This window comes from Leifsonia naganoensis, from assembly GCF_013410615.1.
GTDB classification, from domain to species: Bacteria; Actinomycetota; Actinomycetes; order Actinomycetales; family Microbacteriaceae; genus Leifsonia; species Leifsonia aquatica.
The window spans coordinates 207,332-232,996 of sequence record NZ_JACCHJ010000001.1; the positions used below are offsets into that span (position 1 = coordinate 207,332).

The 25,665-nt window shown below is 68.9% G+C and carries 27 protein-coding genes; 5 read left to right on the forward strand and 22 right to left on the reverse strand.

The window, feature by feature from the left end; genetic code table 11:
• The first annotated feature begins 19 nt into the window (after nt 1–19).
• Nucleotides 20–1,027 carry a 2-dehydropantoate 2-reductase gene (locus tag HNR14_RS01005; protein ID WP_179699419.1) on the forward strand — a complete coding sequence of 336 codons (1,008 nt, stop codon included), beginning with the start codon at nt 20–22 and terminating at the stop codon, nt 1,025–1,027.
• A 4-nt stretch (nt 1,028–1,031) separates the two neighbouring features.
• On the opposite strand, the gene HNR14_RS01010 is transcribed toward HNR14_RS01005, so the two are convergent.
• On the reverse strand, nt 1,032–1,610 hold the full coding sequence (locus HNR14_RS01010) for a nucleoside/nucleotide kinase family protein (RefSeq protein ID WP_179699420.1): 579 nt from the start codon (nt 1,608–1,610) through the stop codon (nt 1,032–1,034).
• A 42-nt stretch (nt 1,611–1,652) separates the two neighbouring features.
• On the opposite strand from HNR14_RS01010, the gene HNR14_RS01015 reads away from it, so the two are divergent.
• The gene (locus tag HNR14_RS01015) at nt 1,653–2,522 is read left to right on the forward strand and encodes an HhH-GPD family protein (protein WP_179699421.1); all 870 of its coding nucleotides are present in this window, start codon (nt 1,653–1,655) and stop codon (nt 2,520–2,522) included.
• Nucleotides 2,523–2,526: 4 nt separating this feature from the next.
• On the opposite strand, the gene HNR14_RS01020 is transcribed toward HNR14_RS01015, so the two are convergent.
• The 5 genes from HNR14_RS01020 to nusA all read right to left on the reverse strand — a co-directional run bounded on the left by HNR14_RS01020 (nt 2,527) and on the right by nusA (nt 7,599).
• Entirely contained in the window at nt 2,527–2,817 is a 291-nt protein-coding gene (locus HNR14_RS01020) for a YciI family protein (protein WP_179699422.1), read from the reverse strand.
• A gap of 34 nt (nt 2,818–2,851) precedes the next feature.
• Nucleotides 2,852–3,310, reverse strand: a complete 459-nt coding sequence (gene rbfA, locus HNR14_RS01025; RefSeq protein ID WP_179699423.1) for a 30S ribosome-binding factor RbfA — start codon at nt 3,308–3,310, stop codon at nt 2,852–2,854.
• 80 nt (nt 3,311–3,390) lie between these two features.
• On the reverse strand, nt 3,391–6,195 hold the full coding sequence (gene infB, locus HNR14_RS01030) for a translation initiation factor IF-2 (RefSeq protein ID WP_179699424.1): 2,805 nt from the start codon (nt 6,193–6,195) through the stop codon (nt 3,391–3,393).
• An 80-nt stretch (nt 6,196–6,275) separates the two neighbouring features.
• Nucleotides 6,276–6,551, reverse strand: a complete 276-nt coding sequence (locus HNR14_RS01035) for a YlxR family protein (RefSeq protein ID WP_081703873.1) — start codon at nt 6,549–6,551, stop codon at nt 6,276–6,278.
• A 34-nt stretch (nt 6,552–6,585) separates the two neighbouring features.
• Complete coding sequence (nusA, locus tag HNR14_RS01040) at nt 6,586–7,599, reverse strand: transcription termination factor NusA (protein WP_179699425.1); 1,014 nt, start codon at nt 7,597–7,599, stop codon at nt 6,586–6,588.
• A gap of 129 nt (nt 7,600–7,728) precedes the next feature.
• Between nusA and HNR14_RS01045 the strand changes: the two genes are divergently transcribed.
• The gene (locus tag HNR14_RS01045; RefSeq protein WP_179699426.1) at nt 7,729–8,511 is read left to right on the forward strand and encodes a DUF1206 domain-containing protein; all 783 of its coding nucleotides are present in this window, start codon (nt 7,729–7,731) and stop codon (nt 8,509–8,511) included.
• Here the strand turns inward: HNR14_RS01045 and HNR14_RS01050 are convergent.
• The 4 genes from HNR14_RS01050 to HNR14_RS01065 form a co-directional block, all read right to left on the reverse strand.
• The gene (locus HNR14_RS01050) at nt 8,508–10,484 is read right to left on the reverse strand and encodes an ABC transporter ATP-binding protein (RefSeq protein WP_179699427.1); all 1,977 of its coding nucleotides are present in this window, start codon (nt 10,482–10,484) and stop codon (nt 8,508–8,510) included. The genes HNR14_RS01045 and HNR14_RS01050 overlap by 4 nt on opposite strands.
• Nucleotides 10,481–12,214, reverse strand: coding sequence for an ABC transporter ATP-binding protein (locus tag HNR14_RS01055; RefSeq protein WP_179699428.1), 1,734 nt, complete (start codon nt 12,212–12,214; stop codon nt 10,481–10,483). The genes HNR14_RS01050 and HNR14_RS01055 overlap by 4 nt, the downstream gene beginning before the upstream one ends.
• A 10-nt stretch (nt 12,215–12,224) precedes the next feature.
• Nucleotides 12,225–12,908: a TetR/AcrR family transcriptional regulator gene (locus HNR14_RS01060; RefSeq protein WP_343064382.1), complete on the reverse strand. Its 684-nt coding sequence runs from the start codon at nt 12,906–12,908 to the stop codon at nt 12,225–12,227.
• 74 nt (nt 12,909–12,982) lie between these two features.
• On the reverse strand, nt 12,983–13,954 hold the full coding sequence (locus HNR14_RS01065) for an aldo/keto reductase (protein ID WP_179699429.1): 972 nt from the start codon (nt 13,952–13,954) through the stop codon (nt 12,983–12,985).
• A gap of 141 nt (nt 13,955–14,095) precedes the next feature.
• Between HNR14_RS01065 and HNR14_RS01070 the strand changes: the two genes are divergently transcribed.
• Together HNR14_RS01070 and HNR14_RS01075 are read left to right on the forward strand one after the other, a co-directional pair.
• On the forward strand, nt 14,096–14,590 hold the full coding sequence (locus HNR14_RS01070) for a methylated-DNA--[protein]-cysteine S-methyltransferase (RefSeq protein WP_021763457.1): 495 nt from the start codon (nt 14,096–14,098) through the stop codon (nt 14,588–14,590).
• Nucleotides 14,587–15,234 (forward strand): DNA-3-methyladenine glycosylase I, encoded by a 648-nt coding sequence (locus HNR14_RS01075; RefSeq protein WP_179699430.1) that lies wholly within the window; start codon nt 14,587–14,589, stop codon nt 15,232–15,234. The genes HNR14_RS01070 and HNR14_RS01075 overlap by 4 nt, the downstream gene beginning before the upstream one ends.
• A gap of 290 nt (nt 15,235–15,524) precedes the next feature.
• Here the strand turns inward: HNR14_RS01075 and HNR14_RS01080 are convergent, their stop codons facing one another.
• From HNR14_RS01080 to HNR14_RS01135, 12 genes are all read right to left on the reverse strand, one after another.
• Nucleotides 15,525–16,343 (reverse strand): peroxide stress protein YaaA, encoded by an 819-nt coding sequence (locus tag HNR14_RS01080; protein WP_179699431.1) that lies wholly within the window; start codon nt 16,341–16,343, stop codon nt 15,525–15,527.
• Between the two features lies 1 nt (nt 16,344).
• Nucleotides 16,345–16,902, reverse strand: coding sequence for a P-loop nucleotide/nucleoside kinase family protein (locus HNR14_RS01085; protein ID WP_021763454.1), 558 nt, complete (start codon nt 16,900–16,902; stop codon nt 16,345–16,347).
• Nucleotide 16,903: 1 nt separating this feature from the next.
• The gene (locus tag HNR14_RS01090; protein ID WP_021763453.1) at nt 16,904–17,164 is read right to left on the reverse strand and encodes a F0F1 ATP synthase subunit epsilon; all 261 of its coding nucleotides are present in this window, start codon (nt 17,162–17,164) and stop codon (nt 16,904–16,906) included.
• A 2-nt stretch (nt 17,165–17,166) separates the two neighbouring features.
• Nucleotides 17,167–18,630 (reverse strand): F0F1 ATP synthase subunit beta, encoded by a 1,464-nt coding sequence (atpD, locus tag HNR14_RS01095; RefSeq protein WP_179699432.1) that lies wholly within the window; start codon nt 18,628–18,630, stop codon nt 17,167–17,169.
• 40 nt (nt 18,631–18,670) lie between these two features.
• Nucleotides 18,671–19,570, reverse strand: coding sequence for a F0F1 ATP synthase subunit gamma (locus HNR14_RS01100; RefSeq protein WP_021763451.1), 900 nt, complete (start codon nt 19,568–19,570; stop codon nt 18,671–18,673).
• Nucleotides 19,571–19,603: 33 nt separating this feature from the next.
• Nucleotides 19,604–21,241 (reverse strand): F0F1 ATP synthase subunit alpha, encoded by a 1,638-nt coding sequence (gene atpA, locus HNR14_RS01105; protein ID WP_021763450.1) that lies wholly within the window; start codon nt 21,239–21,241, stop codon nt 19,604–19,606.
• Between the two features lie 38 nt (nt 21,242–21,279).
• Entirely contained in the window at nt 21,280–22,071 is a 792-nt protein-coding gene (locus HNR14_RS01110; protein ID WP_179699433.1) for a F0F1 ATP synthase subunit delta, read from the reverse strand.
• Entirely contained in the window at nt 22,071–22,625 is a 555-nt protein-coding gene (locus HNR14_RS01115) for a F0F1 ATP synthase subunit B (RefSeq protein ID WP_179699434.1), read from the reverse strand. Before HNR14_RS01115 ends, HNR14_RS01110 begins: the two co-directional genes overlap by 1 nt.
• Nucleotides 22,626–22,657: 32 nt before the next feature.
• On the reverse strand, nt 22,658–22,879 hold the full coding sequence (gene atpE, locus HNR14_RS01120; protein ID WP_018190348.1) for an ATP synthase F0 subunit C: 222 nt from the start codon (nt 22,877–22,879) through the stop codon (nt 22,658–22,660).
• 51 nt (nt 22,880–22,930) lie between these two features.
• On the reverse strand, nt 22,931–23,728 hold the full coding sequence (gene atpB / locus HNR14_RS01125) for a F0F1 ATP synthase subunit A (RefSeq protein WP_179699435.1): 798 nt from the start codon (nt 23,726–23,728) through the stop codon (nt 22,931–22,933).
• Between the two features lie 173 nt (nt 23,729–23,901).
• Nucleotides 23,902–24,396: a Cg1360 family ATP-synthase-associated protein gene (locus HNR14_RS01130; RefSeq protein WP_021763445.1), complete on the reverse strand. Its 495-nt coding sequence runs from the start codon at nt 24,394–24,396 to the stop codon at nt 23,902–23,904.
• Nucleotides 24,393–25,661: an MraY family glycosyltransferase gene (locus HNR14_RS01135; RefSeq protein ID WP_021763444.1), complete on the reverse strand. Its 1,269-nt coding sequence runs from the start codon at nt 25,659–25,661 to the stop codon at nt 24,393–24,395. The genes HNR14_RS01130 and HNR14_RS01135 overlap by 4 nt, the downstream gene beginning before the upstream one ends.
• Between the last annotated feature and the right edge of the window lie 4 nt (nt 25,662–25,665).

The following is a 25,665-nucleotide window of genomic DNA, read 5'->3' on the forward strand; positions in this document are numbered from 1 at the left end:
TCGTCGTAGGCTGGACGTCGTGCGGATCGGCGTCATCGGAGCAGGAGCGATCGGCGGCGCCGTCGCGGCGCTGCTCGACCGCGTCGGACATCTCGTCGAGGTGACCGCCCGCGGCGACCACCTCGCGGCCATCCGCGCGGACGGGCTCCGCCTCGACGGCGGCTGGGGCGAGCACATCGCCCGCGTTGAGGCGGCCGAGACGCTGCAGACCGCGCCCGAGCTGGTCTTCCTCTGCACGAAGGCGCAGGACGCCCGCGCCGCCATCGAGGAGAACGCGCATCTTCTGCACGGCATCACCGTCGTCGTCGTCCAGAACGGCCTCGCCGGTCTGCGCCAGGCGGTCGAGCTGCTACCGGATGCGAACTGCGTGGGCGCCCTTGCCCTCTACGCCTCCAGCTACCTCTCCCCCGGCCGCATCACCGTGACCACGACCGCCAACACCTACCTCGGCGCGGGCGACGGACCCCCTCCCGCCGCCGCCGTGGAGGCCGCGCGCATCCTCGACGCCGCGATGCCCGCCTTCGCCGTCGAGAACTTCACGGGCTGCCAGTGGACCAAGCTCATCGTCAACCAGGTCAACGCGATGCCCGCGATCACCGGCCTCAGCGCGCAGGAGACACTCGGCGACCAGAGGCTGCGGGCCGTCATCACCGCGAGCATGCAGGAGGCGACGCGCGTCGGCCTCGATCGCGGCATCCACTACGGCAGCATCCAGGGCCTCGATCACCGCATCCTGCGCTTCGTCGCCGGCGCCCCCCGCTGGGCCGCGCAGGCCGTGCCGCTGCTCATGAGGCGGCGGATGGGCGCGACGCCCAACCCCGGCTCGACGCTGCAGAGCATCCGGCGCGGACAGCGCAGCGAGATCGACTACCTGAACGGCGCCGTCGTGGCCGAGGCGGCGGCCATCGGTCGCGCGGCCCCGGTGAATGCCGCGCTCACCGCGCTCGTGCACGAGGTCGAGAGCTCCGGCGCCTTCATCCCGCCGGAGGCGGTCGCCGTGCGCCTCCGCCCGCTGCTGCAGCGCTGAGACGTCAGCGGGCCACGCGCACCGGATGCTCCGGGTCGGAGTCGTCCACCAGGATGTCCGCCACCTCGGCCGGCCGCGCCTCCCGCTCGTACAGCTCCCACTCGGGCGCGTTCACCAGCAGCACCGACGCGCTCCATTCGCCGCGCAGCTCGGGTCGCAGCAGGAACTCGCCGTCGATGACGAGCACGGCATCCGGGCCCGTCGTCTCCCAGCTGCTCTCGACCGGCTGATCCCGCACCTCGTCGAACGCCGCGGTCTGGAACCCGGCGCTCCCCGCCATGCGGAACGGGTCGAGCAGCACCCGACGCAGCGTCACATAGTCGAACGACGACCGGTAGTAGTCCTCGGGCGTCTCCGGTCCGAGGCGCGTCCGCGCGGCACGCGAGCGGTGGAAGTCGCCGATGGAGGCGCGGAACGTGTCAACGCCCGCCTCGCGGAACACCTCCGCCAGATCGTCGGCGAAGGCAGCCGTGCCTCCGCCGCCGTCCACCGCGACGACGACCCGGCCGAGCGGAGACGCCGCACGGATCGCCCCCACCACCTCCCGGAGGAGCAGCACGCGCGGGGTCGGCGGGAGTCTCATGCCCCGAGCATAGGCCGACCGCCCTGGCACTACCCTCGAAGGATGCGTGACACCTTCGCCGAGACCGTCGTCGACTGGTACCACGCCAACCGCCGCGACCTGCCGTGGCGCCGCGACGGCTTCACCGCCTGGGGCACCTTGGTCAGCGAGTTCATGCTGCAGCAGACGCCGGTGATCCGCGTCATCCCGCGCCTCGAAGAGTGGCTGGAGCGCTGGCCCACCCCGGCCGACCTCGCCGCCGTGCCGCCCGGCGAGGCCGTGCGCGCCTGGCAGTCCCTCGGCTATCCGCGCCGCGCCCTCTGGCTGCACGCCGCGGCGGTCGCGATCACGGAGCGGCACGGCGGGGTGGTGCCCGACGACGTGACCGAGCTGCTCGCCCTCCCCGGTATCGGCGACTACACCGCCCGCGCCGTTGCGGTCTTCGCATACGGCGAGCGGCATCCCGTCGTCGACACGAACATTCGGCGCGTGATCGCCCGCGCCGTCGAGGGGCAGGGTGAGCCCGGTCCGCCGAGCGCGCGGCGCGACCTCGCGGCGATGGAGGCTCTGCTCCCGGACGATCGACCGGCTGCGGCCGCCTTCAACGCCGGCATGATGGAGCTCGGCGCGATCGTGTGCGTCGCCCGCACCCCGCGCTGCGACGTGTGTCCTCTCGCAGCGACGTGCGCCTGGCGGGCGGCCGGCTATCCGGCCTACGTGGGACCGCGCAAAGCCGTGCAGAAGAAGTACGAGGGCAGCGACCGCCAGGTGCGCGGACTCATCATGGCCGAGCTGCGCGCGTCGCACATCCCGGTGACCGCAGCCGAGCTCGATGGCGTCTGGCCCGACGCGGCCCAGCGGGACCGCGCACTGGCGGGCCTCCTGGCCGACGGCCTGGCCGTCGAAGCGCAGGGCGGCTACACGCTCCCCTAACCGATCAGCGCTCGGCGAAGACGAGCGGATCCCAATCGAGCACGCGGGCGCGCTTCACCAGGCCCTCCATGACAAAGGGGTCCCCGGCGATGAAGCGTTCGGCAGCCTCACGGGTGCGGAAGATCGCCATGGATCCTTCGTTCGCCGCGTCGCCGAACGTCCCGATCATCACCACGTCGCCGGTCTCGGCGAACGCGTCCAGATACGCGCGATGCCGTGGGTAGGCCTCGACGAGGCGAGCGAAATGCTCCTGCCCGGCGTCCGGGTCGGGCTCGTAGAACGAGACGGCGTACATGCCGCCAGAGTAGTCTCCGGCGGCATGCGCCGGGTCATTCCTCTTCGTCGGCCTCGTCGTCTTCGTCGTCGAGGTCGCGCGGCTTGACGTACGGGTCCTCGTCGCCGGCGTAAACGGCACCGGCCGCCAGCCCCGCCACCGCAGTGTCGCGCTCGCGCGCCTCGCGGAGCAGGTCCTCGATGTGCGCGGCGTTCTCCGGGATGGCGTCGAGCTGGAACTCCAGCGTCGGCGTCAGCCGGGCGGTGATGTTCTTGCCGACCTCGGTGCGGAGCAGGCCGGTCGCGGCCTTGAGGGCCGCCGCCGTGCCCTCGCGCTCCTCGTCGGTGCCGTAGACCGTGTAGAACACGGTCGCGTGCTGCAGGTCACCCGTCACCTGGACGTCCGTGATCGTCACGAAACCGAGACGGGGATCGCGCAGACCGCGGTCGAGCCGCTTGGCGATGATGACCTTGATTCTGTCGGCGAGCTTCCTCGCGCGTGCCGGGTCGGCCATGAGTGCTTCTCCTTCGTTCCGCAGTGGTGGCGAAGCCGGAAGGCCCGGCGGATGAACCGCCGGGCCTTCTGAGCATCGATCTAGACGCGGGGCTTCTCGCGAAGCTCGGTCGTCTCGATCTCGTCGCCGATCTGGATGTCGTTGTACTTGCCGAGGCCGATACCGGCTTCGAAGTCCGTACGCACCTCGGTGACGTCGTCCTTGAACCGGCGCAGCGACTCGATGGCGAGGTTGTCCCCCACCACGACGCCGTCGCGGATGACGCGCGCCTTGGCGTTGCGCGTGATCGTTCCGGACCGGACGATGACACCGGCGATGTTGCCGAACTTGGAGGAGCGGAACACCTCGCGGATCTCGGCCACACCCGACTGGACCTCTTCGAACTCGGGCTTCAGCATGCCCTTGAGCGAGTTCTCGATGTCCTCGATCGCGTTGTAGATGACCGAGTAGAAGCGCACGTCGACACCCTCGCGGGCAGCGCGCTCGCGGGCCTTGACGTCCGGGCGGACGTTGAAGCCGATCACGATCGCGTTGTCGATGGTCGCCAGGTCGATGTCCGACTCGGTGATCGCACCGACGCCGCGGTGCAGGATGCGCAGCGACACCGAGTCGTCGACCTCGATCTTCATGAGCGACTCCTCCAGCGCCTCCACGGCACCGGACACGTCGCCCTTGATGATGAGGTTGAGCGCCTCGACCTTGCCCTCTTCCAGAGCGCGGGTGAAGTCCTCGAGCGAGATGCGCTTGCGGGCCTTCGCCAGCTGCGCGTTGCGCTCGGCGGCCTCGCGCTTCTCGGCGATCTGACGCGCGGTGCGGTCCTCCTCGGTGACGAGGAAGGTGTCACCGGCGCGCGGGACGCTGGAGAGACCCTGCACCTGGACCGGACGCGACGGGGCGGCCTCGAAGACCGGGTCGCCGTTCTCGTCCGCCATGGCGCGCACGCGGCCGTAGGCGGTGCCGGCGACGATCGCGTCGCCGACGCGCAGCGTTCCGGACTGGATGAGCACGGTCGCGACCGCACCGCGGCCCTTGTCGAGCTTGGCCTCGATCGCGACACCGCGGGCGTCCTTGTTCGGGTTCGCACGCAGGTCGAGACCGGCGTCGGCGGTGAGCAGCACCGCGTCCAGGAGGTCCTGGATGCCGATGTTGTTCCGCGCGGAGACGTCGACGAACATGACGTCGCCGCCGTACTCCTCGGCGACCAGACCGAACTCGGTCAGCTGCTGGCGCACCTTGGCCGGGTTGGCCTCGGGCTTGTCGATCTTGTTGACCGCGACCACGATCGGCACACCGGCCGCCTGGGCGTGGTTGAGCGCCTCCACCGTCTGCGGCATGATGCCGTCGTCGGCCGCGACCACGAGGATCGCGATGTCGGTCACCTGCGCACCACGGGCACGCATGGCGGTGAACGCCTCGTGACCAGGGGTGTCGATGAAGGTGATGGCGCGCTCGATGTTCTCGTGCTCGGTCCACACCTGGTACGCACCGATGTGCTGGGTGATGCCGCCGGCCTCGCCCTCCACGACGTTCGCGCTGCGGATGGCGTCGAGCAGTCGCGTCTTACCGTGGTCGACGTGACCCATGACGGTGACCACCGGCGGGCGGATCTCGAGGTCCTCGTCGGACTCGTTCTCCAGTTCGGCGTCGAGGTCGATGTCGAAGCCCTCGAGGAGCTCCTTGTCCTCGTCCTCCGGGGAGACGACCTGGATCTTGTAGCCCAGCTCCTCACCGAGGATCTGGAAGGTGGCCTCGTCGAGAGACTCGGTCGCGGTCGCCATCTCGCCCAGGTGGAAGAGGACGGTGACCAGCGACGCGGGGTTCGCGTCGATCTTGTCGGCGAAGTCCGAGATCGAGGAGCCGCGACGCAGTCGGACGACCGTGCCGCCGTCGCCGCGGGGAACGGACACGCCGCCCAGCGACGGGGCCTCCCGCATCTCGAATTCCTGACGCTTCGCGCGCTTCGACTTGCGAGCCTTGCTCTTGCCGCCACCGCGACCGAACGCGCCGGCCGTGCCGCCGCCCGGTCCACGACCGCGACCGCCGCCACCGCCCGGACGGGGACCGGAGAAGCCTCCGGCCGTGCCCGGTGCGCCGCCGGGGCGCTGGAAGCCCGCGCCGCCACCAGCGCCGCCGGGGCGCTGCTGGAAGCCGGGACGAGCGCCGCCGCCCTGGCGGTTGCCGCCGGGACGACCCTGGCCGCCACCCTGACCCGGCGCGCCGATGCGCGGCGAGCCCGGACGCGGCGGAGCCGGACGCGGGATGTTGCTGGGGGTCGGACGCTGGCCCATGCCCTGCGAGCTCGAGAACGGGTTGTTGCCCGGACGCGGGGTGCTCGGGCGCTGGCCCATGCCCTGGTTGGACGAGTACGGGTTGTTGCCCGGACGCGGGGCGCCGGGACGCGGGATGCTGCTGTTGCCGCCGGCGCTGCCGCCGGGACGGGGAGCCGACGACGGCTTCACCGCGTCGGACGGACCGTCGGCCGGCGTGCCGGCCTGAGGCGCGGCCTCCGTGGCGGTCTGAGCCGCAGCCATCTCGGCAGCGGCCTTCTCAGCCGCGGCCTTCTCGGCAGCGGCCTGACGCTCGGCGACGGACATCGGCGCCTGCGGCTTCGGAGCGCCGGAATCGGCCTCCGCCTCGGCGGCCTGCGGGCGCGGGGCGGCCGGGCGCGGGCCGGGAGCCGGCGCCTTGGGAGCGGCGGCAGCCGCCTTGTCGGGGGTGAAGCCTTCGGCCTCGAGGGCGGCACGCAGCTTGCGTGCGACCGGGGGCTCGATGCTGGAGGACGGTCCCTTGACGAACTCGCCCATCTCCTTGAGCTTCGCGAGCGCGACCTTGCTGTCGACGCCGAGCTCGCTCGCGACCTCGTGTACGCGTGGTTTTGCAGCCACAATTCTCCTGTCTGGGGCCCACCCCGGACAGGGCAGGCGTTAGTAGCGGACGGAACTCATTTCGAGCCGCTCATCGGTTGTCACTCATGTGAAGTCACTGGTTCTTCAGCCTGTTCTCTCAGTGCGGCCCGGATGGCCGTCGGGTCGAGTGCTCCCTCCACCCTCAGCGCACGCCCGAAGGCCCGCCGCTTGAGGGCGATGTCGAGACACTCGTCGACCGGATGCAGCCACGCGCCTCGCCCGGGGAGCGTGGCGGAGTGATCCACCACGAGTTCCGAATTCCGGGCGACGACCCTCAGAAGAGAGGATCGGGGAGCGCGAGAACGGCATCCGACGCACGTTCTGACAGCTTCCATCTTACACCCGCGCGCCCGGTGACCCGGCGCGCACCTACTCGCGATCGAGGATCGAGTCCGGCTGGATGTCGATCTTCGCGCCCGTGAGCTTCGCGGCGAGGCGGGCGTTCTGCCCCTCCTTGCCGATCGCGAGCGACAGCTGGTAGTCGGGGACGAGCGCGCGGACCGCCTTCAGCGACTCGTCGATGACGAAGGCGCTGGTGACCTTGGCCGGCGAGAGCGCGCTCGCGACGAAGGTCGCGAGGTCGGGCGAATAGTCGACGATGTCGATCTTCTCGCTGTTCAGCTCGGCGGTGACGGCGCGGACGCGCTGGCCGAGCTCGCCGATGCAGGCGCCCTTGGCGTTCACGCCGGGCTCGGTCGCGCGGACGGCGATCTTGGTGCGGTGACCGGCCTCGCGGGCGAGGGAGACGATCTCCACCACGCCGCTGGCGATCTCCGGCACCTCGAGCGCGAACAGCTTGCGGACGAGCGCGGGGTGCGTGCGCGAGACGGTGATCGACGGACCCTTCGGGCCCTTCGCGACGCTCGTGACGTACACGCGGATGCGCGAGCCGTGGGTGTACTCCTCGCCGGGCACCTGCTCCTCGGGCGGCAGGATGGCCTCCACGCTGCCCAGGTCGACGTGGATCATGCGCGGGTTGGGGCCCTGCTGGATCACTCCGGCGACGATGTCGCCCTCGCGGCCGCGGAACTCGCCGAGCACGGCGTCGTCGGCGATGTCGCGCAGACGCTGATTGATGACCTGCTTGGCCGCGAAGGCGGCGATGCGGCCGAAGTCGCTCGGGCTGTCCTCGGCCTCACCGATGACGTTGCCCTCTTCATCGAGCTCGGGTACGTAGACGGTCACATGGCCGGTCTTGCGGTCGAGCTGCACACGCGCGGCGGGGGCCTCGTCGGTGTGGCCGTGCCCGTGCTTGTGCTCGGCCTGGTTGGTGTGCTTCAGGTAGGCGGTCAGGATCGCCTGCTCGATGATGTGCACCAGTTCGTCGAACGGGATCTCTTTCTCGCGCTCCATGAGACGCAAGACGCTGAGGTCGATGTCCATGCCGGCCTCCTCTATTCACATTGCGCCGCTGCGCGACGGCGCGGCGGACTCGAGTATCTACGGTACCTGAGTTTCGGCGGCGGCGGGACCCTCGTCCGCTGCCGCCTCGGAGCGGGTACCGTGCCCCTCATGACCGCACCGACCCGAACCGCCTCCCGAGCCGAACGCAACCCCGCCGTGCGCGCCCTCGCCCGGGTGGGGCTGGCCACCATCGGCCTGCTCCACATCCTGATCGGCGGCATCGCCCTCGCGATCGCCTTCGGCGGCACGGGCGACGCCGACCAGTCCGGCGCGCTGCAGGCGATCGTCGCCGTCCCGGGCGGCCTGTTCGTCGTCTGGCTCGCCGTCGCCGGGCTCGTCGTGCTCGCCCTCTGGCAAATCCTCGTCGCCGTCACGGTGCAGGGCGCTGGCAAGCGGCTCACCGAGCTCGGCAAGTGCGTCGTCTACGGGTTCCTCGCCGTTGTCGCCGCCTCGATCGCCCTCGGCGGAGGCCACGACGCGTCCTCGTCCGAGAAGACGATGAGCGCGCGCCTCCTCGCCATGCCGGGCGGAGTGTTCGTGCTCGCCCTCATCGGCCTCGGGATCGTGGCGGGCGGCATCGTCTTCCTCCGCAACGGGATCACGAATCGGTTCGAGCGCGACCTGCGCCTGCCGCCGAACGCCATCGCCGGGATCACGAAGACGCTCGGACGTGTGGGCTACATCGCGAAGGGCATCGCGCTGATCCTCGTCGGCGGCCTGGTCGTCGCCGGCGCGATCACGTACGACCCGCAGAAGGCCGGCGGGCTCGACGGCAGCCTCAAGGCGCTCGTCGGGCTGCCGTTCGGCCCCGTGCTCCTGGCGCTGATCGCGCTCGGGCTGATCGCCTACGGCGTCTTCTGGCTGGTCCGCTCGGTCGCCGCCCGGCTCTAGGCCTCCTCCGCAGGGGCCGCGAACTGCGCGTTGTAGAGCGTGTAGTACGCGCCTCCCCGGGCGAGGAGCTCGGCGTGCGTGCCCTGCTCCACGATGCTCCCGGCCTCCATGACCAGGATGAGGTCGGCGTCCCGGATGGTCGACAGCCGGTGGGCGATGACGAACGAGGTGCGGTCGGCCCGCAGTGCGCTCATCGCCTTCTGAACGAGCAGCTCGGTGCGCGTGTCCACCGACGAGGTGGCCTCGTCGAGGATGAGCACGCTCGGCCGTGCGAGGAACGCCCGCGCGATCGTCAGCAGCTGCTTCTCCCCCGCCGAGATGTTGCCGCCCTCGTCGTCCAGCACGGTGTCGTAGCCGTCGGGCAGAGAGCGCACGAAGCGGTCGACGTAGGTCGCCTTCGCGGCGTCGACGATCTCGTCCTCGGTCGCCCCCGGGCGGCCGTAGGCGATGTTGTCGCGGATGGTGCCTTTGAACAGCCAGGTGTCCTGGAGCACCATGCCCATCCGGTTGCGGAGGTCGTTTCTGGTCATCGCCGCGATGTCGACGCCGTCGAGGGTGATCCGCCCGCCGTCCAGCTCGTAGAACCGCATCATCAGGTTGACGAGCGTGGTCTTGCCCGCACCCGTCGGGCCCACGATCGCGACCGTCTGCCCGGGTTCGGCCACCAGCGAGAGATCGTCGATGAGGGGCTTGTCGGGGCTGTACCGGAACGAGACGTCCTCGAACGCGAGACGGCCCTTGGTGCCCTCGGGGCTCTGCGGCCGCTCGGGATCGGCGGACTGCTCGTCGGCGTCGAGCAGCTCGAACACGCGCTCGGCGCTCGCCACCCCGGACTGCAGCAGGTTCGCCATCGACCCGAGCTGGGTCAGCGGCTGGGTGAACTGGCGCGAGTACTGGATGAAGGCGGTCACGTCGCCGAGCTGCATGGCGCCGCTCGCGACCTGGAGGCCGCCGACGACGGCGATGGCGACGTACATCAGGTTCCCGACGAACATCATCGCCGGCATGATGATGCCCGAGATGAACTGGGCGCCGAAGCTGGCCTCGTACATCTCCTCGTTCTTCGTGCCGAACCGGGCCTCCACCTCACGGTGACGGCCGAAGACCTTCACGAGGGAGTGCCCGGTGAAGGCCTCCTCGATCTGGCCGTTCAGCTCGCCGGTGCTGCGCCACTGCGCGACGAAGAGCTTCTGCGAGCGCTTGGCGATCAGCGAGGTCACGAGCAGCGTGAGGGGGATGGTGATCAGCGCGATCAGCGCGAGCAGCGGCGAGACGACGAACATCATCACGACCACGCCGACCACCGTGAGCAGGGAGGTGAGCAGCTGGCTCATCGTCTGCTGGAGCGTCTGCGAGATGTTGTCGATGTCGTTCGTGACGCGGCTGAGCAGCTCGCCGCGCTGCATCTTGTCGAAGTACGTCAGCGGGAGGCGGTGGATCTTCGCCTCCACGTCCTCACGGAGCCGGTACACCGTGCGCTGGGTCACCCCGTTCAGCACGTAGGCCTGCAGGTAGCTGAAGACGGACGAGGCGATGTAGAGCGCGAGCACCCACATCAGCACGTGTCCGACGGCGACGAAATCGATGCCGGCGCCGGGTGTGAACGTCGTGCCCGAGAGCAGGTCGGCGAACTGGCCCTGGCCGTCCGCGCGCAGCTTGGCGATCACCTGCGCCTGCGTCTCGCCGCTCGGGAACTGCTTCGAGAGCGCGCCGGCGAAGACGAGGTTGATCGCGTTGCCGAGCAGCTTCGGTCCGAGCACGGCGAAGAACACGCTGACCACCGCGAGCAGGGTGACGAATACGATCGCCCACCGCTCCGGCTTCAGCCGGCTAGCCAGCCTCCGCGCGGAGGGGCCGAAGTTCAGGGACTTCTCCGCCGGCATCCCCATGCCGCCGAACGGGCCGCCCCCGCCGGGGCCGCGCCGGACGGGCGGGCGCGCGGGCGCCGGACGGTCTTCGGTGTCCTGGCTCATGCCGCCTCCTCCGCGGTCAGCTGCGACGAGACGATCTCGGCGTAGGTCGGATTGTTCTCGACGAGCTCGTCGTGGGTGCCGCGGCCGACGACGCGGCCGTCCTCGAGCACGATGATCTGGTCGGCGTCGACGATGGTGGAGACGCGCTGGGCGACCACGATCATCGTCGCGTCGGCGACGTCGCGGGCGAGGGCCGCGCGCAGCCGGGCGTCCGTCGCGGTGTCGAGCGCCGAGAACGAGTCGTCGAAGACGTAGATCTCGGGCCGCTTCACCAGCGCGCGGGCGATCGCGAGGCGCTGCCGCTGACCGCCGGACACGTTGGTGCCGCCCTGGGCGATCGGCGAGTCCAGCCCCTCGGGCATCGCCCGGACGAAGTCCTCGGCCTGCGCGACCTCGAGCGCGTGCCAGAGCTCCTCGTCGGTCGCGTCCGGCTTGCCGTAGCGGAGGTTGGTGGCGACCGTCCCGGAGAACAGGTACGGCTTCTGCGGGACGAGGCCGATGCGCGACCAGAGCAGCTCGGGGTCGAGCTCGGCCGCATCCACCCCGTCCACCAGGACGAGACCGCTCGTGGCATCGAAGAGCCGCGGCACGAGGTTCACCAGCGTGGTCTTTCCGGAACCCGTGCTGCCGATGATCGCCGTCGTCTCGCCGGACCGGGCGAGGAAGGTCACATCGCTGAGCACCGGCTGCTCGGCGCCGGGATAAGCGAAACCGACGTCCACGAACTCGACGGTGCCGTGGGCGGGCAGCTCGGTCACCGGGTTCTCGGGGGCGCGCACCGACGCCTCGGTGCCCAGGACCTCGCTGATGCGGTCGGCGCACACCGCCGCACGGGGCACGAGCACCGCCATCATCGTCGACATCATGACGCCCATGAGGATCTGCATGAGGTACTGGAGGAAGGCGGTGAGCGTGCCGATCTGCATCGATCCGTCGTCGACCCGGAAGCCGCCGAACCAGATGACCGCGACGCTGGAGACGTTCAGGACCAGCATGACGATCGGGAACATCAGCGCGAACAGCCGCCCGGCCTTGAGTGCGGTCTCGGTGACCTGGTCGTTGGCGACCGCGAACCGGTCGGTCTCGACGTCCTCCCGGACGAACGCGCGGATGACGCGGATGCCGGTCAGCTGCTCCCGGAGGACGCGGTTGACGCGGTCGATCCGCTCCTGCATGCGGCGGAACAGTGGCACCATGCGCGAGATGATCAGGCCGACCGCGATCAGCAGCACGGGCACGCTCACCGCGATGAGCCAGGAGAGCTCGATGTCCTGCTGCATCGCCAGGATGATGCCGCCGATCGCCAGGATCGGCGCGGAGACCAGCAGGGTGCAGGTCATCAGCACGAGCATCTGCACCTGCTGCACGTCGTTCGTGTTGCGGGTGATGAGCGAGGGCGCCCCGAACCGCGAGACCTCGCGCTCCGAGAACTCCCCCACCTGGTGGAAGATCGCCGTCCGCAGGTCGCGGCCGACCCGCATCGCGACCTTGGCGCCGAAGTAGACCGCGGCGATCGAGCACGCCACCTGCACCAGGGTCACCCCGAGCATCTGGGCGCCGACCATCAGGATGTAGCCCGTGTCGCCCTTGGCGATGCCGTTGTCGGTGATGTCGGCGTTGAGCGTCGGCAGCCAGAGCGAGAGCAGCGACTGCGCGAGCTGGAACACGACGACTCCGACGAGGAGCCGCCAGTGGGGCCGGAGGTACCGGCCGAGGAGTTTCAGGAGCATGTGCGACCTCCTATTCGTGCGCCGCGTCGGCGCCGCTGGTGCTGGTGGTGATGCCGGTGGATGCGCCCGCGGGCGTGAAGACGACGAACGGCCGTCCGGCGACGCCGAGGAGGGCGATCCGGGCGAGCTCGTCCACGCTGAACTCCATCCCCTCGTTGAGGGCGGGGAACGCGGACGCGAAGCTGAGGAGCCGGAGCACGTAGGCGACGCGCTCCGGCGGGAGGTTGAGGGCCGCCGCCTCCGGCTCGATGATGCGGGCGATGATCCGCGCGAACTCGTGCCGCTCCTGCGGCACCGCCGGGCGCTCGGCACCGATGACGGCCATGATGCGCATGACGCTCTGGAAGCGCTCGCGCATCAGGAGGATGACGGCCCGGACCTTGTGCTCGAGGGGCAGGGCCGGGTCGATGGCGCGGAGCGCGTCGCGCAGCGGCTCCGGGTCGAGGTACTTCTCGATCGCCGCGGTGACCAGGGTCTCCTTGTCGCCGAAGGCGCGGAAGACGGTCCCCTCGGCGATGCCCGCCGCCTCGGCGATCTGGCGCGACGTGACCGCGCGTCCGTGCTCGATCAGCAGGGGGATGACCGCGTCGATGATCATCGCCTTGCGCTCGTCCGGAGACAGGGGCTGGGCACGTTGGCGCGGGGACGCGTCGACGACCTCATCCTGATCGGGCGCGACTTCTTCGGGAATCACGGAGTGACTTTACGCGGAGTGAGTGCTCACTCACAACGGTCCATGCGTTCGCTCAGAGCGAACTTCGCTCCGGTCTAAGCGGTGGGCGCGAAGATCTCCGAGATCCGGGCGACCTCGTCCGCCGTCGGGGTCCAGCTCGTGGCCGCGTCCGCGTTGGCGACGATCTGCTCCGGCTTCGTCGCGCCGGCGATCACGCTCGTGAGCCCCGGCTGGGCGAGCAGCCAGGCGAAGGTCGCCGCCAGCATGCTGACGCCGCGCTCGTCGCAGAACGCCCGGTACTCCTCGATTCGGTCCCAGGGGGCGTCGTCGAGCAGGTGCTTGCGGATCGACATGATGCGGCTGTCCGCCGGACCGCCGTCGCGCGAGAACTTGCCGGTGAAGAGGCCGTTGTAGAGCGGGAAGAAGGGCAGGAAGCCCAGACCGTATGCGTTGACGGCCGGGAGCACCTCGCGTTCCGCGTCGCGCACCAGGAGGCTGTACTCGTTCTGAGCCGAGATGAACTTCGGGTGGCCGTGCAACCGGGCCGTGAACTCGGCCTCGGCGATCTGCCAGCCATCGAGGTTCGAGTGGCCGATGTAGCGGATCTTCCCCTCGGCGATGAGGTCGTCCAACGCGTCGAGGGTCTCCTCGATCGGCGTCACGCCGTCCGGGCGGTGCAGCTGGTAGAGGTCGATCCAGTCGGTGCGCAGCCGGCGCAGGGAGGCCTCGACGGCCAGGCGGATGTAGCGTCGCGAGCCGCGGGCGCCCCAGTCCGGACCGTTGGTGCCGGCCATGTCCATCCCGAACTTCGTCGCCAGGACGATGCGGTCGCGCTTGCCGGCGAGCGCCTTGCCCATCAACGACTCGGAGAGGCCGCGCTCCGCCCCGTAGATGTCGGCCGTGTCGAAGAGCGTGACCCCCGCGTCGATGGCGGCGCCGATCACGGCGTCCGTGCCCTCCTGGGTCTCCGTGGCGGTCCCCGTGCGGCCGAAGTTGTTGCAGCCGAGACCGATGGTCGAGACGACGAGGCCGGAACGGCCGAGGGTGCGGTATTCGATGTTCGCCATGGTCCGAGTCTAGGCCGGGCTCGGGGCCACGCCGGAGCCCGAAAGGGCATCGTCCGCTCCACAGCCGGGAGCGATCGGAGAGTTCTCCCCGATGTCCGATTTCCGCGAGACTCCGTCGGTGGCTGCTTCTAGAGTCGACTCATGACCAGCTTCGCGTACCTCCTTCGCACACCGAGCCCGATCGGGCGGATCGAGCTGACGAGCGACGGTGAGGCCGTGACGTCGCTCTCCATCGAGCGCGGCGGCCGCCTCCCGCTCGACGAGCACCCCGAGCGCGGTACCGCCGTGCTCGACGAGGCGGTGCGGCAGCTCGACGAGTACTTCGCCGGCGACCGGCGCGAGTTCGACGTCCCCGTGCGGTTCGAAGGGACCCCCTTCCGCGTCGCCGTGTGGGAGAGACTGCAGAGCCTCGAGTTCGGCACCCTGACCTCGTACGGCGAGCTCGGGCTCTCCCTCGGCTACGCCGGCTACGGGCGCGCGATCGGAGGGGCCGTCGGGGCGAACCCCGTCCCCATCATCGTCGGCTGCCACCGCGTGCTGTCCACGAGCGGCAAGATCACCGGCTACAGCGGCGGCGAAGGGGTGCCGACCAAACTGTGGCTGCTCGAGCACGAAGGGATCATGCTGGCCGCATGAGCGCCGACGACACGACCGCCGCCGGTTCGACGACCACCGAGACCACACCCCCGCCCTCCGCACGCGCCGCGATCATCCACGGCGACGACGGCCTCGACCGCTGTTCTTGGCCGGGCGCGGATGCGGAGTACCGCCGCTACCACGACGAGGAGTGGGGGCGCGAGCAGCGCGACCCGCGCGCGCTCTACGAGAAGCTGTGCCTCGAAGGCTTCCAGGCCGGGCTGTCCTGGATCACCATCCTGCGCCGGCGGCCGGCGTTCCGGGAGGTGTTCCACGGTTTCGATTCGGAGCGCGTCGCGGCGATGACGGAGGCGGACGTGCTGCGCCTCCTGGGCGACGAGCGCATCATCCGGCACCGGGGCAAGATCGAGGCGACCATCTCGAACGCACGTGCGACCCTGGCGCTCGACGTGCCGCTGGATGAGCTCATGTGGAGCTTCGCACCCCCTCGAGCACCCGAGAGCGCGCGCCCGCGCGCCTGGGCGGACGTCCCCGCGGTCACCCCGGAGTCGACGGCGATGAGTAAGGAGCTACGCCGCCGCGGGTTCCGGTTCGTCGGTCCCACGACCATGTACGCGCTCATGCAGGCGACCGGGATGGTCGACGACCACTTCGTCGGCTGCTTCCGCGCGCAACACCCTTAGGGACGCAACGAAAAGTCGGGCCGACACTCTGTCGACGGGATCGTTCTCGCTGGCGATGGGAGCGTCCGCTCGTGCCCGACCGCACGCGGCTCTCCGCTCCCTCACACACGACCCCGACGTCGACGTGGGATGACACGTCGAGAGCTTCGTCGGCCCGACTATTCTGCGAGTCGCGCTGACACCCCCGCGGCGTCCCGCTTCTCGGGTCTTGGAGGACCCTCTCGCTTATTATGAGCTTATCTCACTTTTGCGTCAATGCAAGAGGAAAATGCTCCGCGCGAGCGAAATCGTCAGGCGCCTGCAGTGCGCAGGACGGCCATGAGCTTTCCCGGCGAACCTGCCACCTCGGGCACCACCAGCTCGAGGTCCCCCGAGCCGTCCGTGGTCTCGGTCAGTTCGTAGCGCTCGGACGCCGCCCAGTCGAGCAGCTCCGCGGTCGTGGCGAAGTCGACGCCGGCCTCCACCAGAGCACGCGTGAGCAGCCCCTTGGCCTGCTTGTTGAAGTGATTGAGGGCGCGCACGTTCCCGCTCTCGTCCCGCGCCAGCACGCGTACGTAGTGGGCACCGTCGCGCCGTGGAATCGGGCCGAGGGCGGCATATCCTTCCGACCGCAGGTCGAGGATGAGGCCGCCGTGCTCCTGCAGAGCGGCGCCGGAGGCGGGCGCCCATCGCTTCTTGAGCGACGGCACCCCGCGCTCGAGCGAGAGCCGCGAATCGAACGACAGCCGATAGGCCGGGATGAGGTCGGCCGCACCGACGAGGCCGAGCAGCGCCGACTTCACGGCGACGGTCGACGCGGCGAAGCGTTCGGCCTCCGGAGACAACGTCTCGGGCGAGAGCGCGTCGTAGAGCACACCGGTGTAGCGGTGGAGCGCCGGCATCGTCGGCGACGTGAGGATCGCCCGATTGCGGTCGACCTCCCCCGCCTGCTTCGGGCCCAGCTTGAGCGCACGCACCGCAGCGTCCCGATCGGCGGAGAGCGCGAGGACCGCATCGATGATCTCGCGGCGGACGGGTGCGAGCGAGGGGAAGCTCAGCGCATCGAGAGCGAGAGGCGCGCCGGTACCCCCGTCCCTCTTCGTCTCGGAGGGCGGAAGGAGGATGAGCACCCTAGCGCTCCACGAAGGCGATCGCCGCCTCGACGTTCTGGCCCAGCGGGAGGGACGTGTCGAGGGTGATCCGCGGGAGCGCCGCAGCGGCGCCCCTCCACTCGTCGTACTCCTCGATGCTCTGCTCGACGGCATGACCCGAGATGGGGACGTCGCGCTTGCCGAGACGGTCGCGGTGCAGCTCGTCGTCGGAGCAGACGGTCTCGACGACGTTCAGCCGCACGCCGCAGCGCTCCGCGAGGTCGCGCCACTGCAGACGCGCGGGCTCGACGGCGTTGACCGCGTCGACGACGACGGACCGGCCGGAGACGAGCACCTGCTCCGCCAGGGTCTCCGCCACGAGATATGCGGCGAGCCCGGTGGGCTGATCGGAGTCGATCCCGGCTCGCAGGATCGACACCTCGATCGGGTCGACGGAGATCAAGGTCGCGCCGATGCGCCCCGCCGTGATCTCCCCGATCGTGGATTTGCCGGAACCGGGCAGCCCCGCCATCACCACCAGCACGGGGACGCGGACGTCACCGAACTGGCGGTCGAGCGGGGCTGCCTGGTCGGACATGTCAGACCAGCTCGGCCTGACGGGCCACGATGGTGACCGTGTTGTTCTCCACGGAGAGGAAGCCGTCGTCGGCCTGCGCCGAGATGGACTCCCCACCGTTCAGGGTGACGCGCACCTCGCCGGTGGCGAGGATGGCGAGCAGCGGCTCGTGGCCGGGCAGGATACCGATCTGCCCCTCCACGGTCCGCGCGACGACCATGCTCGCCTCACCGGACCACACCTCGTGGTCCGCGGCGACGACGCTCACGTTGAGGACAGCCATGATCAGCCGTTCTCCTTCTGGATCTGCGCCCACTTCTCCTCGACGTCGGTGATCGCACCGACGTTGAAGAAGGCCTGCTCGGCCACGTGGTCGAACTCGCCCTTCGCGATGGCGTCGAACGACTCGATGGTCTCCTTCAGCGGGACGGTCGAGCCCTCGACACCGGTGAACTTCTTCGCCATGTAGGTGTTCTGCGAGAGGAACTGCTGGATGCGGCGCGCACGCGACACCGTGATCTTGTCCTCTTCGGAGAGCTCGTCGACACCGAGGATGGCGATGATCTCCTGCAGTTCCTTGTTCTTCTGGAGGATCTGCTTGACCGTGGTGGCCACGCGGTAGTGGTCGGCGCCCAAGTAACGGGGGTCGAGGATGCGCGAGGTCGAGGTCAGCGGGTCGACGGCCGGGTAGAGACCCTTCGAGGCGATCTCTCGCGAGAGCTCGGTGGTCGCGTCCAGGTGGGCGAAGGTGGTCGCCGGCGCCGGGTCGGTGTAGTCGTCCGCGGGGACGTAGATCGCCTGCAGCGAGGTGATCGAGTGGCCACGCGTCGAGGTGATGCGCTCCTGGAGGAGGCCCATCTCGTCGGCGAGGTTCGGCTGGTAGCCCACGGCGGAGGGCATGCGACCCAGCAGGGTCGAGACCTCGGAGCCGGCCTGGGTGAAGCGGAAGATGTTGTCGATGAAGAGCAGCACGTCCTGCTTCTGCACGTCGCGGAAGTACTCCGCCATCGTCAGGGCCGACAGCGCGACGCGCAGACGCGTTCCCGGCGGCTCGTCCATCTGGCCGAAGACGAGGGCGGTCTTGTCGAAGACGCCCGCCTCTTCCATCTCGTGGATGAGGTCGTTGCCCTCACGGGTGCGCTCGCCGACACCGGCGAACACCGACACACCACCGTGGTCCTGCGCGACGCGCTGGATCATCTCCTGGATGAGGACGGTCTTGCCGACGCCCGCACCACCGAAGAGGCCGATCTTCCCACCCTGCACGTACGGGGTGAGGAGGTCGATGACCTTGATGCCGGTCTCGAACAGCTGGGTCTTCGACTCGAGCTGGTCGAACGCCGGCGGCTGGCGGTGGATCGGCCAGCGCTCGGTGATCTCGATCGTCTCGCCCGGCTCGGCGTTGAGGATCTGGCCGGTGACGTCGAACACCTTGCCCTTGGTCACGTCGCCGACGGGCACCGAGATCGGCGCGCCGGTGTCGCGGACCTCGCCGCCGCGGACGAGGCCGTCCGTCGGCTTGAGGGCGATGGCACGGACCAGGTCGTCACCGAGGTGCTGAGCGACCTCGAGGGTGATCTCGGTCGAGTTCTCACCGATGGTGATGGTGGTCTTCAGAGCGTTGTAGATGCCCGGGATCGAGTCGTGCGGGAACTCGATGTCGACGACCGGACCGGTGACGCGGGCGATGCGTCCCACGCCGGCCGGCTGCGCGGTCGAAGCCTGGGCCTCGGCGGTAGCGGTAGTCATGATTCGTTCTCTTCTCGTTGTGAAACTTCTCGGCCGGGTGTCACTTGGCGCCGCTCAGCGCGTCCGCGCCGCCGACGATCTCGGAGATCTGCTGGGTGATCTCGGCCTGACGGGCGTTGTTCGCGAGTCGCGTGTAGTCGGTGATGAGCTTGTCGGCGTTGTCGCTCGCCGCCTTCATCGCCTTCTGCGTGGCCGCGTGCTTGGAGGCAGCGGACTGGAGCATGGCGTTGAAGATGCGGCTCTCGATGTACACCGGCAGCAGCGAGTCCAGCACCGTGCCGACATCGGGCTCGAACTCGTAGAGCGGCAGGACCTGCGTGCGGTCCGGCTCCTCCACGCCTTCGACGACCTCGAGCGGCAGGAGGCGGACGACCTGCGGCTCCTGGGTCAGCATGCTGACGAAGCGGTTGTAGATGATGTGGATCTCGTCCACGCCACCGTCCGCCGAGTCACGCAGGAAGGACTCCAGGATCGCGTCGCTGACCTCCTTGGCCTGCTCGTACTCCGGGGCGTCCGTGTTGCCGACCCAGACGCGCTCGAACGCGCGGCGGCGGAAGCTGAAGTAGCCCTGCGCCTTGCGTCCGACGAGGAAGTAGACGACGTCCTTGCCCTGGCTGCGGAGCAGCTCTGCGAGCTTCTCCGACTCCTTGAGCACGTTCGAGTTGAACGCGCCCGCGAGTCCACGGTCCGACGAGAAGATGACGATCGCTGCGCGGTCGATCTTCTCCGGCTCGGTGGTCAGCACGTGCTCGACGTTCGAGTAGGTCGCCACCGCCGACACCGCGCGCGTGATCGCGCGGGCGTACGGCGAGGAGGCGGCCACTCGCGCCTGTGCCTTCTGGATGCGTGAGGCGGAGATCAGCTCCATCGCACGGGTGATCTTCTTGGTCGTCTGGGCAGACTTGATCTTCTGCCGGTAGACCCGAAGCTGTGCTCCCATGTGTCTCCTAAGTACCTAACTGATCGCGGTGGATCAGCGCTTCGCCTTGACGATGCGCTCCTGGTCGACGTCCTCTTCCGCGATGGCCTCGAACTCCTCGCGGCCGACCGAGGCGAGCGGCTTGCCCTCGCCGGTCTGGAACTCGAGCTTGAACTTGTCGACCTCGGCGCCGAGCTTCTCCACGGTCGCGTCGTCGAGCACGTTGGTCTCGCGGAGCGTGCCGAGGATGTCGGTGTTGCGGCGCAGGTGGTCGAGCAGCTCGGCCTCGAAGCGCAGCACGTCCTCGACGGCGACCTCGTCCAGCTTGCCGTTGGTGCCGGCCCAGATCGAGACGACCTGCTCCTCCACCGGGTACGGCGAGTACTGCGGCTGCTTGAGCAGCTCGGTGAGGCGCGCGCCACGAGCGAGCTGACGGCGGCTGGCCGCGTCGAGGTCGGACGCGAACATCGCGAAGGCCTCGAGCGAGCGGTACTGGGCGAGCTCGAGCTTGAGCGTGCCGGAGACCTTCTTGATCGACTTGACCTGCGCGTCGCCGCCGACTCGGGAGACCGAGATACCGACGTCCACGGCGGGGCGCTGGTTGGCGTTGAAGAGGTCCGACTGGAGGAAGATCTGGCCGTCGGTGATCGAGATCACGTTGGTCGGGATGTACGCGGAGACGTCGTTCGCCTTCGTCTCGATGATCGGCAGACCGGTCATCGATCCGGCGCCCAGCTCGTCGGAGAGCTTGGCGCAACGCTCCAGCAGACGGGAGTGCAGGTAGAAGACGTCACCCGGGTAGGCCTCGCGTCCCGGCGGACGGCGAAGGAGGAGGGACACGGCGCGGTAGGCCTCGGCCTGCTTCGACAGGTCGTCGAAGATGATCAGGACGTGCTTGCCGCCGTACATCCAGTGCTGGCCGATGGCCGAGCCGGTGTAGGGGGCGAGGTACTTGAAGCCGGCCGGGTCGGAGGCGGGAGCCGCGACGATGGTGGTGTACTCCATCGCGCCGGCGTCCTCGAGCGCGCCCTTCACCGAGGCGATGGTCGAGCCCTTCTGGCCGATGGCGACGTAGATGCAGCGGACCTGCTTGTTGACGTCGCCCGACTCCCAGTTGGCCTTCTGGTTGATGATCGTGTCGATCGCGATCGCCGTCTTGCCGGTCTGGCGGTCGCCGATGATCAGCTGACGCTGACCGCGGCCGACGGGGATCATGGCGTCGATCGCCTTGATGCCGGTCTGGAGGGGCTCGTGCACCGACTTGCGCTGCATGACGCCGGGGGCCTGGAGCTCGAGCTCGCGGCGGCCCTCGGAGGCGATGTCGCCGAGGCCGTCGATCGGGTTGCCGAGCGGGTCGACGACGCGGCCGAGGTAGCCGTCGCCGACGGGGACGGAAAGGACCTCGCCGGTGCGGGTCACCTCCATGCCCTCGACGATGCCGTCGAACTCGCCGAGCACGACGACGCCGATCTCGTTCTCGTCCAGGTTCTGGGCGAGGCCCAGGGTGCCGTTCGAGAAGCGGATGAGCTCGTTGGCCATCACGCCGGGGAGTCCCTCGACGTGCGCGATGCCGTCGGACGCGTCCAGGACGTGTCCGACCTCGGTGGTGCCTGCCTGCGCCGGCTCGTAGTTCGAGACGAACTCCTTGAGCGCATCCCGGATCTCGTCGGGGCTGATCTGAATGTCTGCCATCGTTAGTTCCCTACCTGGGTTTCTCGTATAGAGGGCGGTCAGCCCGCCAGCTGAAGTCGAAGTTCGGAGAGGCGCGAGGCGATGCTGCCGTCGATGACGTCGTCGCCGATCTGCACGCGCAGCCCTCCGATGATCGTCGGGTCGACGACCTGGTTGAGCTTGAGGTCGCCGTACCGCGCGGCGAGGCTGGCACGCAGGCGCTCGACCTGCGCGTCGGGCAGGGCCGCCGCGGTCACGACCGTGGCGATCGTCTGGCCGTCCTGCGCCGCGACCGTCCGCGCTGCGGAACGGAGCGACTCGCGGATGCTGCGGCCGCGGGGCTGCAGCGCCAGCTGGCGCACGATCGCGACGGTCTGAGCCGAGGCCTTGCCGTCGAGCAGGCGCGACACGAGGTCCGCCTTCGCCTCCGGCGCCGCGAGCTTGCTCCGCAGCGCGAGCTCGAGCTGCGCGTCGGAGGTCACGGCGCCTCCGAAGGCGAGCAGCTCGGCCGCGATGTCGAGGTTGCGCGGTGCCGAGGCGGCGATGGAGCGGATGCCGAGCTCCTCGATCGCGTCGAGCAGGTCGTCATGACCTGACCAGCGCCCGGAGGCGACCGACACCAGCAGCTCGACCGCCGGAGCGGAGAGCGAGCCGAACACGCGCTTCACGAGCGCGGTCTTGCCGGCGGCGTCGGCCGAGGGGTCGCTGAGGACCGCTCGGAGCTGGGCGGAGTCGGCGACGACTCGTCCTGCGGCGAACAGGTCCTCGGCCGTCGCCAGATCGGCCTTGGATCCCAGGCCGGCGAGAGCCGACACGGACCGGGCCAATGCTTCTCTGGTGGCGCTTCCCATTACTTGCTCGATCCTGCCTTCTCGCCGGCCTTGAGGTCCGCCAGGAAGCGGTCGACGATCGCCTGCGACTTCTTGTCGTCGGTGAGCGCCTCGCCGACCACGCCGGAGGCGAGGTCGATCGCGAGGGAGCCGACCTCGCTGCGCAGCGACACGAGAGCGCCCTGGCGCTCCGCCTCGATCTGCGCCTGCGCGGTGGCGGTGACGCGGGCGGCCTCGGCCGTCGCGTTGTCCTTGGCCTCTGCGACGATCTTCTGGCCGTCCGTACGGGCGGTCTCGCGGATCTTCGCGGCCTCGGCACGGGCATCGGCGAGCTGCGCGGTGTACTCCTCGAGCAGCGCCTCGGCCTTGTGCTGAGCCTCGTCGGCCTTCGCGATGTTGCCCTCGATCGCCTCAGCACGCTCATCGAGCAGCTTCTTCATGCGCGGAAGCACGAGCTTCCAGAAGAAGAACAGGATGATGATGAAGCAGATCAGCGAGCCGATGATGTCCGGCCACGCGGGAATCAGCGGATTGTGCTGTTCCTCGGCGGCCGCCACGACCACACTGTTGAGCATCTTTCCTCCTTATTGACGAGGGATAAAGAGGATTACTGGAAGATGAAGTAGGTAGCGATACCGATGAAGGCGAGCGCCTCGGTGAACGCGATACCGATGTACATCAGGACCTGGAGACGGCCGGCCAGCTCAGGCTGACGGGCGACGCCCTCGATGGTCTTGCCGACGACGATGCCCACGCCGATGGCCGGGCCGATGGCCGCGAGGCCGTAACCGACGGTGGCGATGTTGCCGTTGATTGCAGCGATGTCCACGTTATGTGTTTCCTTCCGTGATGGCGATCCGTGCGGGTGCGCGGATCGTTCTTAGTGTTCCTCGGCGACTGCGAGCTGAATGTAGACAGCGGTGAGCAGTGCGAAGACGTAGGCCTGCAGGACTGCGACCAGGATCTCGAACAGGGTGAAGACGAAGCCGAAGGCGAAGGTGCCGATCCCGAAGAGCGACCACCAGCTGCCGGCGGTGAAGAAGAAGAACGAGGTGGCCGTGAAGAACAGGACCAGCAGAAGGTGCCCGACCACCATGTTCATCAGGAGTCGGAGCGTGAGCGTCACCGGGCGCAGGATGAACGTCGAGACGAACTCGATCGGCGTCACGATGATGTAGAGGAACCACGGCACGCCGGGCGGGAAGAGCGCGTTCTTGAAGAAGTTCTTGGGGCTCTTCTTGACGCCGGCGTAGATGAACGCGATGTACGCCACGATCGCCAGCAGCAGGGGCAGCGCGATGACCGACGTGCCCGCGATGTTGAGGAACGGGATGATGCCCGTCAGGTTGAAGAACAGCACCATGAAGAAGATGGTGGTCAGCAGCGGGAGGAACCGGCGGCCGTCCTTCTTGCCCAGCAGGTCTTCGGCGACGTTGACTCGGACGAAGTCCAGCCCCATCTCGACCACGGACTGGAAGCGTCCGGGGATGAGACGCATCTTGCGCGTCCCGAGCCAGAAGACCAGGATCAGGGCGAGCAGGGCGATGAGCCGAACCACGATGATGCGGTTGAACTCGAGTCCGCCGATGGTGAACAGGGTCGGTGGGAAGAACTCGTTGATCGAGGGACCGTTGAAGCTACCATCATCGGAGCTTGCGGCCTGGACCAGCAGGTTCACAGCGTTAGCTAACAGCGCTATCTCCTGTTTCGGGGCGTCGAGCTGAAAGCCCTCGCGACGACGAACAAGTGGACACCCGAAAAGATGCGCAAGTGGAGCAGGTGAGCGCGTTCGGGTGGGGGATCACTGACAACTCTACAAGAGTTTTCGCAGCGTAACGAATCGGATACGGCTCAGCGCTTCTCACCCGGCAGCGACACGTCGCTGACGTAGGGCACCCGCGACCGGAACACCACGATCATGTCGACCACGAGGGAGCCGATCACGCCCGCGATGAGGCTCAGGAAGAGCACGGTCGGGTTGATCCACGGCTGGTCGCGCAGCAGGATGGCCAGCACGAGGAACAGCACGAACTTGACGATCCACCCGCCCAGCACGATCCCGAAGAAGAGGCCGACGAAGAGGTCGGAGCCGATGAAGCGGTTGGCGATCAGGATGCTGAGCGCGGTGATGCTGAGGAAGACGGCGGCGATGACGGTGCCGATGAGGGCGCTCGTCACTCCGATCCACCCGGCGAAGATCCCGCCGAGGAGCGCACCCACGACGGCGATCACCAGCGCGAGGATGAGCCCGTACTTGAGGACGTCCTTGAGGACGGGCGTGGAGGTGGGCTGCGCGGGCGGGCCTGTCGGCTGGGGCGTGGGGGCGCCGTCCTGGGGGGCGGTCATCGTGACTCCTCGTGGGTGGGGGCTGGTGGCCCGACGGCCGGCGTCGGGTCGGAGTAGGGGTGCCGCTCGCTGGCGGCGTCGAGCTGGTCGTACCGGGCCGTCTCGGCGGCCTCCTCTGTGCCGGCGGGCGCGAGCTCGGCGGCCGCTTCGGTGAGCTTGCGACGGCTGAGCGGCGCGAGGGTGAACACGGTGCACACGACGAGGCCGATGGCGAGGAAGACGATCGCGATCCAGTACGGGTCGAAGAAGAAGAGGAGGGAGCCGATCGCGACGACCGCGGTCCACGCGTAGAAGATCAGCACGGCGTGCAGGTGCGAGTGCCCCATGTCGAGCAGCCGGTGGTGGAGGTGTTTGCGGTCGGCGCTGAACGGGGACTTCCCCGCTCGGAGGCGGCGGACGACCGCCAGTCCGAAATCGAGCAGCGGCACGATGAGCACCGCGAACGGCAGGATGATCGGGATGAACGCCGGCACGAGCGAGGACTTGCCGAGGGTCTGCAGCGTCTCGGGATTGATGGTCCCGGTCACCGAGATGGCCGACGTCGCCATCAGCAGGCCGACCAGCAGCGCACCCGCATCGCCCATGAACATCTTCGCGGGGTGCCAGTTGAGCGGCAGGAACCCGGCGCAGGCGCCCACCAGGATGGCCGCGATCACGCCCGCCAGGCTGAAGTAGTTCTGCGGGCTGATCTCACGCTGCAGCAGGTATGTGTAGATGAGGAACGTGCCGTTGGCGATCAGGGCGACGCCCGCGACCAGGCCGTCCAGGCCGTCGATGAAGTTGATCGCGTTCATCACCAGGACGATCGCGAACAGCGTGATGACGATGCTCATGATCGGCGAGCCGACGGTGAGGCCGCCGATCGGCAGCGACAGGATCTGCACCCCGCCCAGCCAGCCGATGAGTCCGGCCGCGACGAACTGGCCGGCCAGTTTGGTCATCCAGTCCAGGTCCCAGATGTCGTCGGCGACACCGATGACGACGATCAGGAGGCTGGCGCCGAGGATGGCCAGGATCGGCCCGCTGTCCGAGAAGATCAGCGACAGCACGCCGAACTGGCTCGAGAGCAGCCACGAGACGCCGAAGGCGACGATGATGCCCAGGAACATCGCGATCCCGCCGAGTCGCGGCGTCGGACGGGTGTGCACGTCGCGCTCGCGGATCTTGGGGTACAGCCGGTACTTGAGGCTCAGCTTGTAGACGACGAGCGACATCCCGAAGGTGATAACCGCCGAGATCAGCGCGAGGGCGAGGAGGAGGATCACGGGA

Excerpts from the sequence above, each read along its gene's own strand:
- HNR14_RS01010 (WP_179699420.1), bottom strand. The coding sequence starts at position 1,610 with ATGAGACTCCCGCCGACCCCGCGCGTGCTGCTCCTCCGGGAGGTGGTG.
- HNR14_RS01015 (WP_179699421.1), top strand. The coding sequence starts at position 1,653 with ATGCGTGACACCTTCGCCGAGACCGTCGTCGACTGGTACCACGCCAAC.
- HNR14_RS01020 (WP_179699422.1), bottom strand. The coding sequence starts at position 2,817 with ATGTACGCCGTCTCGTTCTACGAGCCCGACCCGGACGCCGGGCAGGAG.
- rbfA (WP_179699423.1), bottom strand. The coding sequence starts at position 3,310 with ATGGCCGACCCGGCACGCGCGAGGAAGCTCGCCGACAGAATCAAGGTC.
- HNR14_RS01035 (WP_081703873.1), bottom strand. The coding sequence starts at position 6,551 with ATGGAAGCTGTCAGAACGTGCGTCGGATGCCGTTCTCGCGCTCCCCGA.
- nusA (WP_179699425.1), bottom strand. The coding sequence starts at position 7,599 with ATGGACATCGACCTCAGCGTCTTGCGTCTCATGGAGCGCGAGAAAGAG.
- HNR14_RS01045 (WP_179699426.1), top strand. The coding sequence starts at position 7,729 with ATGACCGCACCGACCCGAACCGCCTCCCGAGCCGAACGCAACCCCGCC.
- HNR14_RS01050 (WP_179699427.1), bottom strand. The coding sequence starts at position 10,484 with ATGAGCCAGGACACCGAAGACCGTCCGGCGCCCGCGCGCCCGCCCGTC.
- HNR14_RS01055 (WP_179699428.1), bottom strand. The coding sequence starts at position 12,214 with ATGCTCCTGAAACTCCTCGGCCGGTACCTCCGGCCCCACTGGCGGCTC.
- HNR14_RS01065 (WP_179699429.1), bottom strand. The coding sequence starts at position 13,954 with ATGGCGAACATCGAATACCGCACCCTCGGCCGTTCCGGCCTCGTCGTC.
- HNR14_RS01070 (WP_021763457.1), top strand. The coding sequence starts at position 14,096 with ATGACCAGCTTCGCGTACCTCCTTCGCACACCGAGCCCGATCGGGCGG.
- HNR14_RS01075 (WP_179699430.1), top strand. The coding sequence starts at position 14,587 with ATGAGCGCCGACGACACGACCGCCGCCGGTTCGACGACCACCGAGACC.
- HNR14_RS01085 (WP_021763454.1), bottom strand. The coding sequence starts at position 16,902 with ATGTCCGACCAGGCAGCCCCGCTCGACCGCCAGTTCGGTGACGTCCGC.
- HNR14_RS01090 (WP_021763453.1), bottom strand. The coding sequence starts at position 17,164 with ATGGCTGTCCTCAACGTGAGCGTCGTCGCCGCGGACCACGAGGTGTGG.
- atpD (WP_179699432.1), bottom strand. The coding sequence starts at position 18,630 with ATGACTACCGCTACCGCCGAGGCCCAGGCTTCGACCGCGCAGCCGGCC.
- HNR14_RS01100 (WP_021763451.1), bottom strand. The coding sequence starts at position 19,570 with ATGGGAGCACAGCTTCGGGTCTACCGGCAGAAGATCAAGTCTGCCCAG.
- atpA (WP_021763450.1), bottom strand. The coding sequence starts at position 21,241 with ATGGCAGACATTCAGATCAGCCCCGACGAGATCCGGGATGCGCTCAAG.
- HNR14_RS01110 (WP_179699433.1), bottom strand. The coding sequence starts at position 22,071 with ATGGGAAGCGCCACCAGAGAAGCATTGGCCCGGTCCGTGTCGGCTCTC.
- HNR14_RS01115 (WP_179699434.1), bottom strand. The coding sequence starts at position 22,625 with ATGCTCAACAGTGTGGTCGTGGCGGCCGCCGAGGAACAGCACAATCCG.
- HNR14_RS01130 (WP_021763445.1), bottom strand. The coding sequence starts at position 24,396 with ATGACCGCCCCCCAGGACGGCGCCCCCACGCCCCAGCCGACAGGCCCG.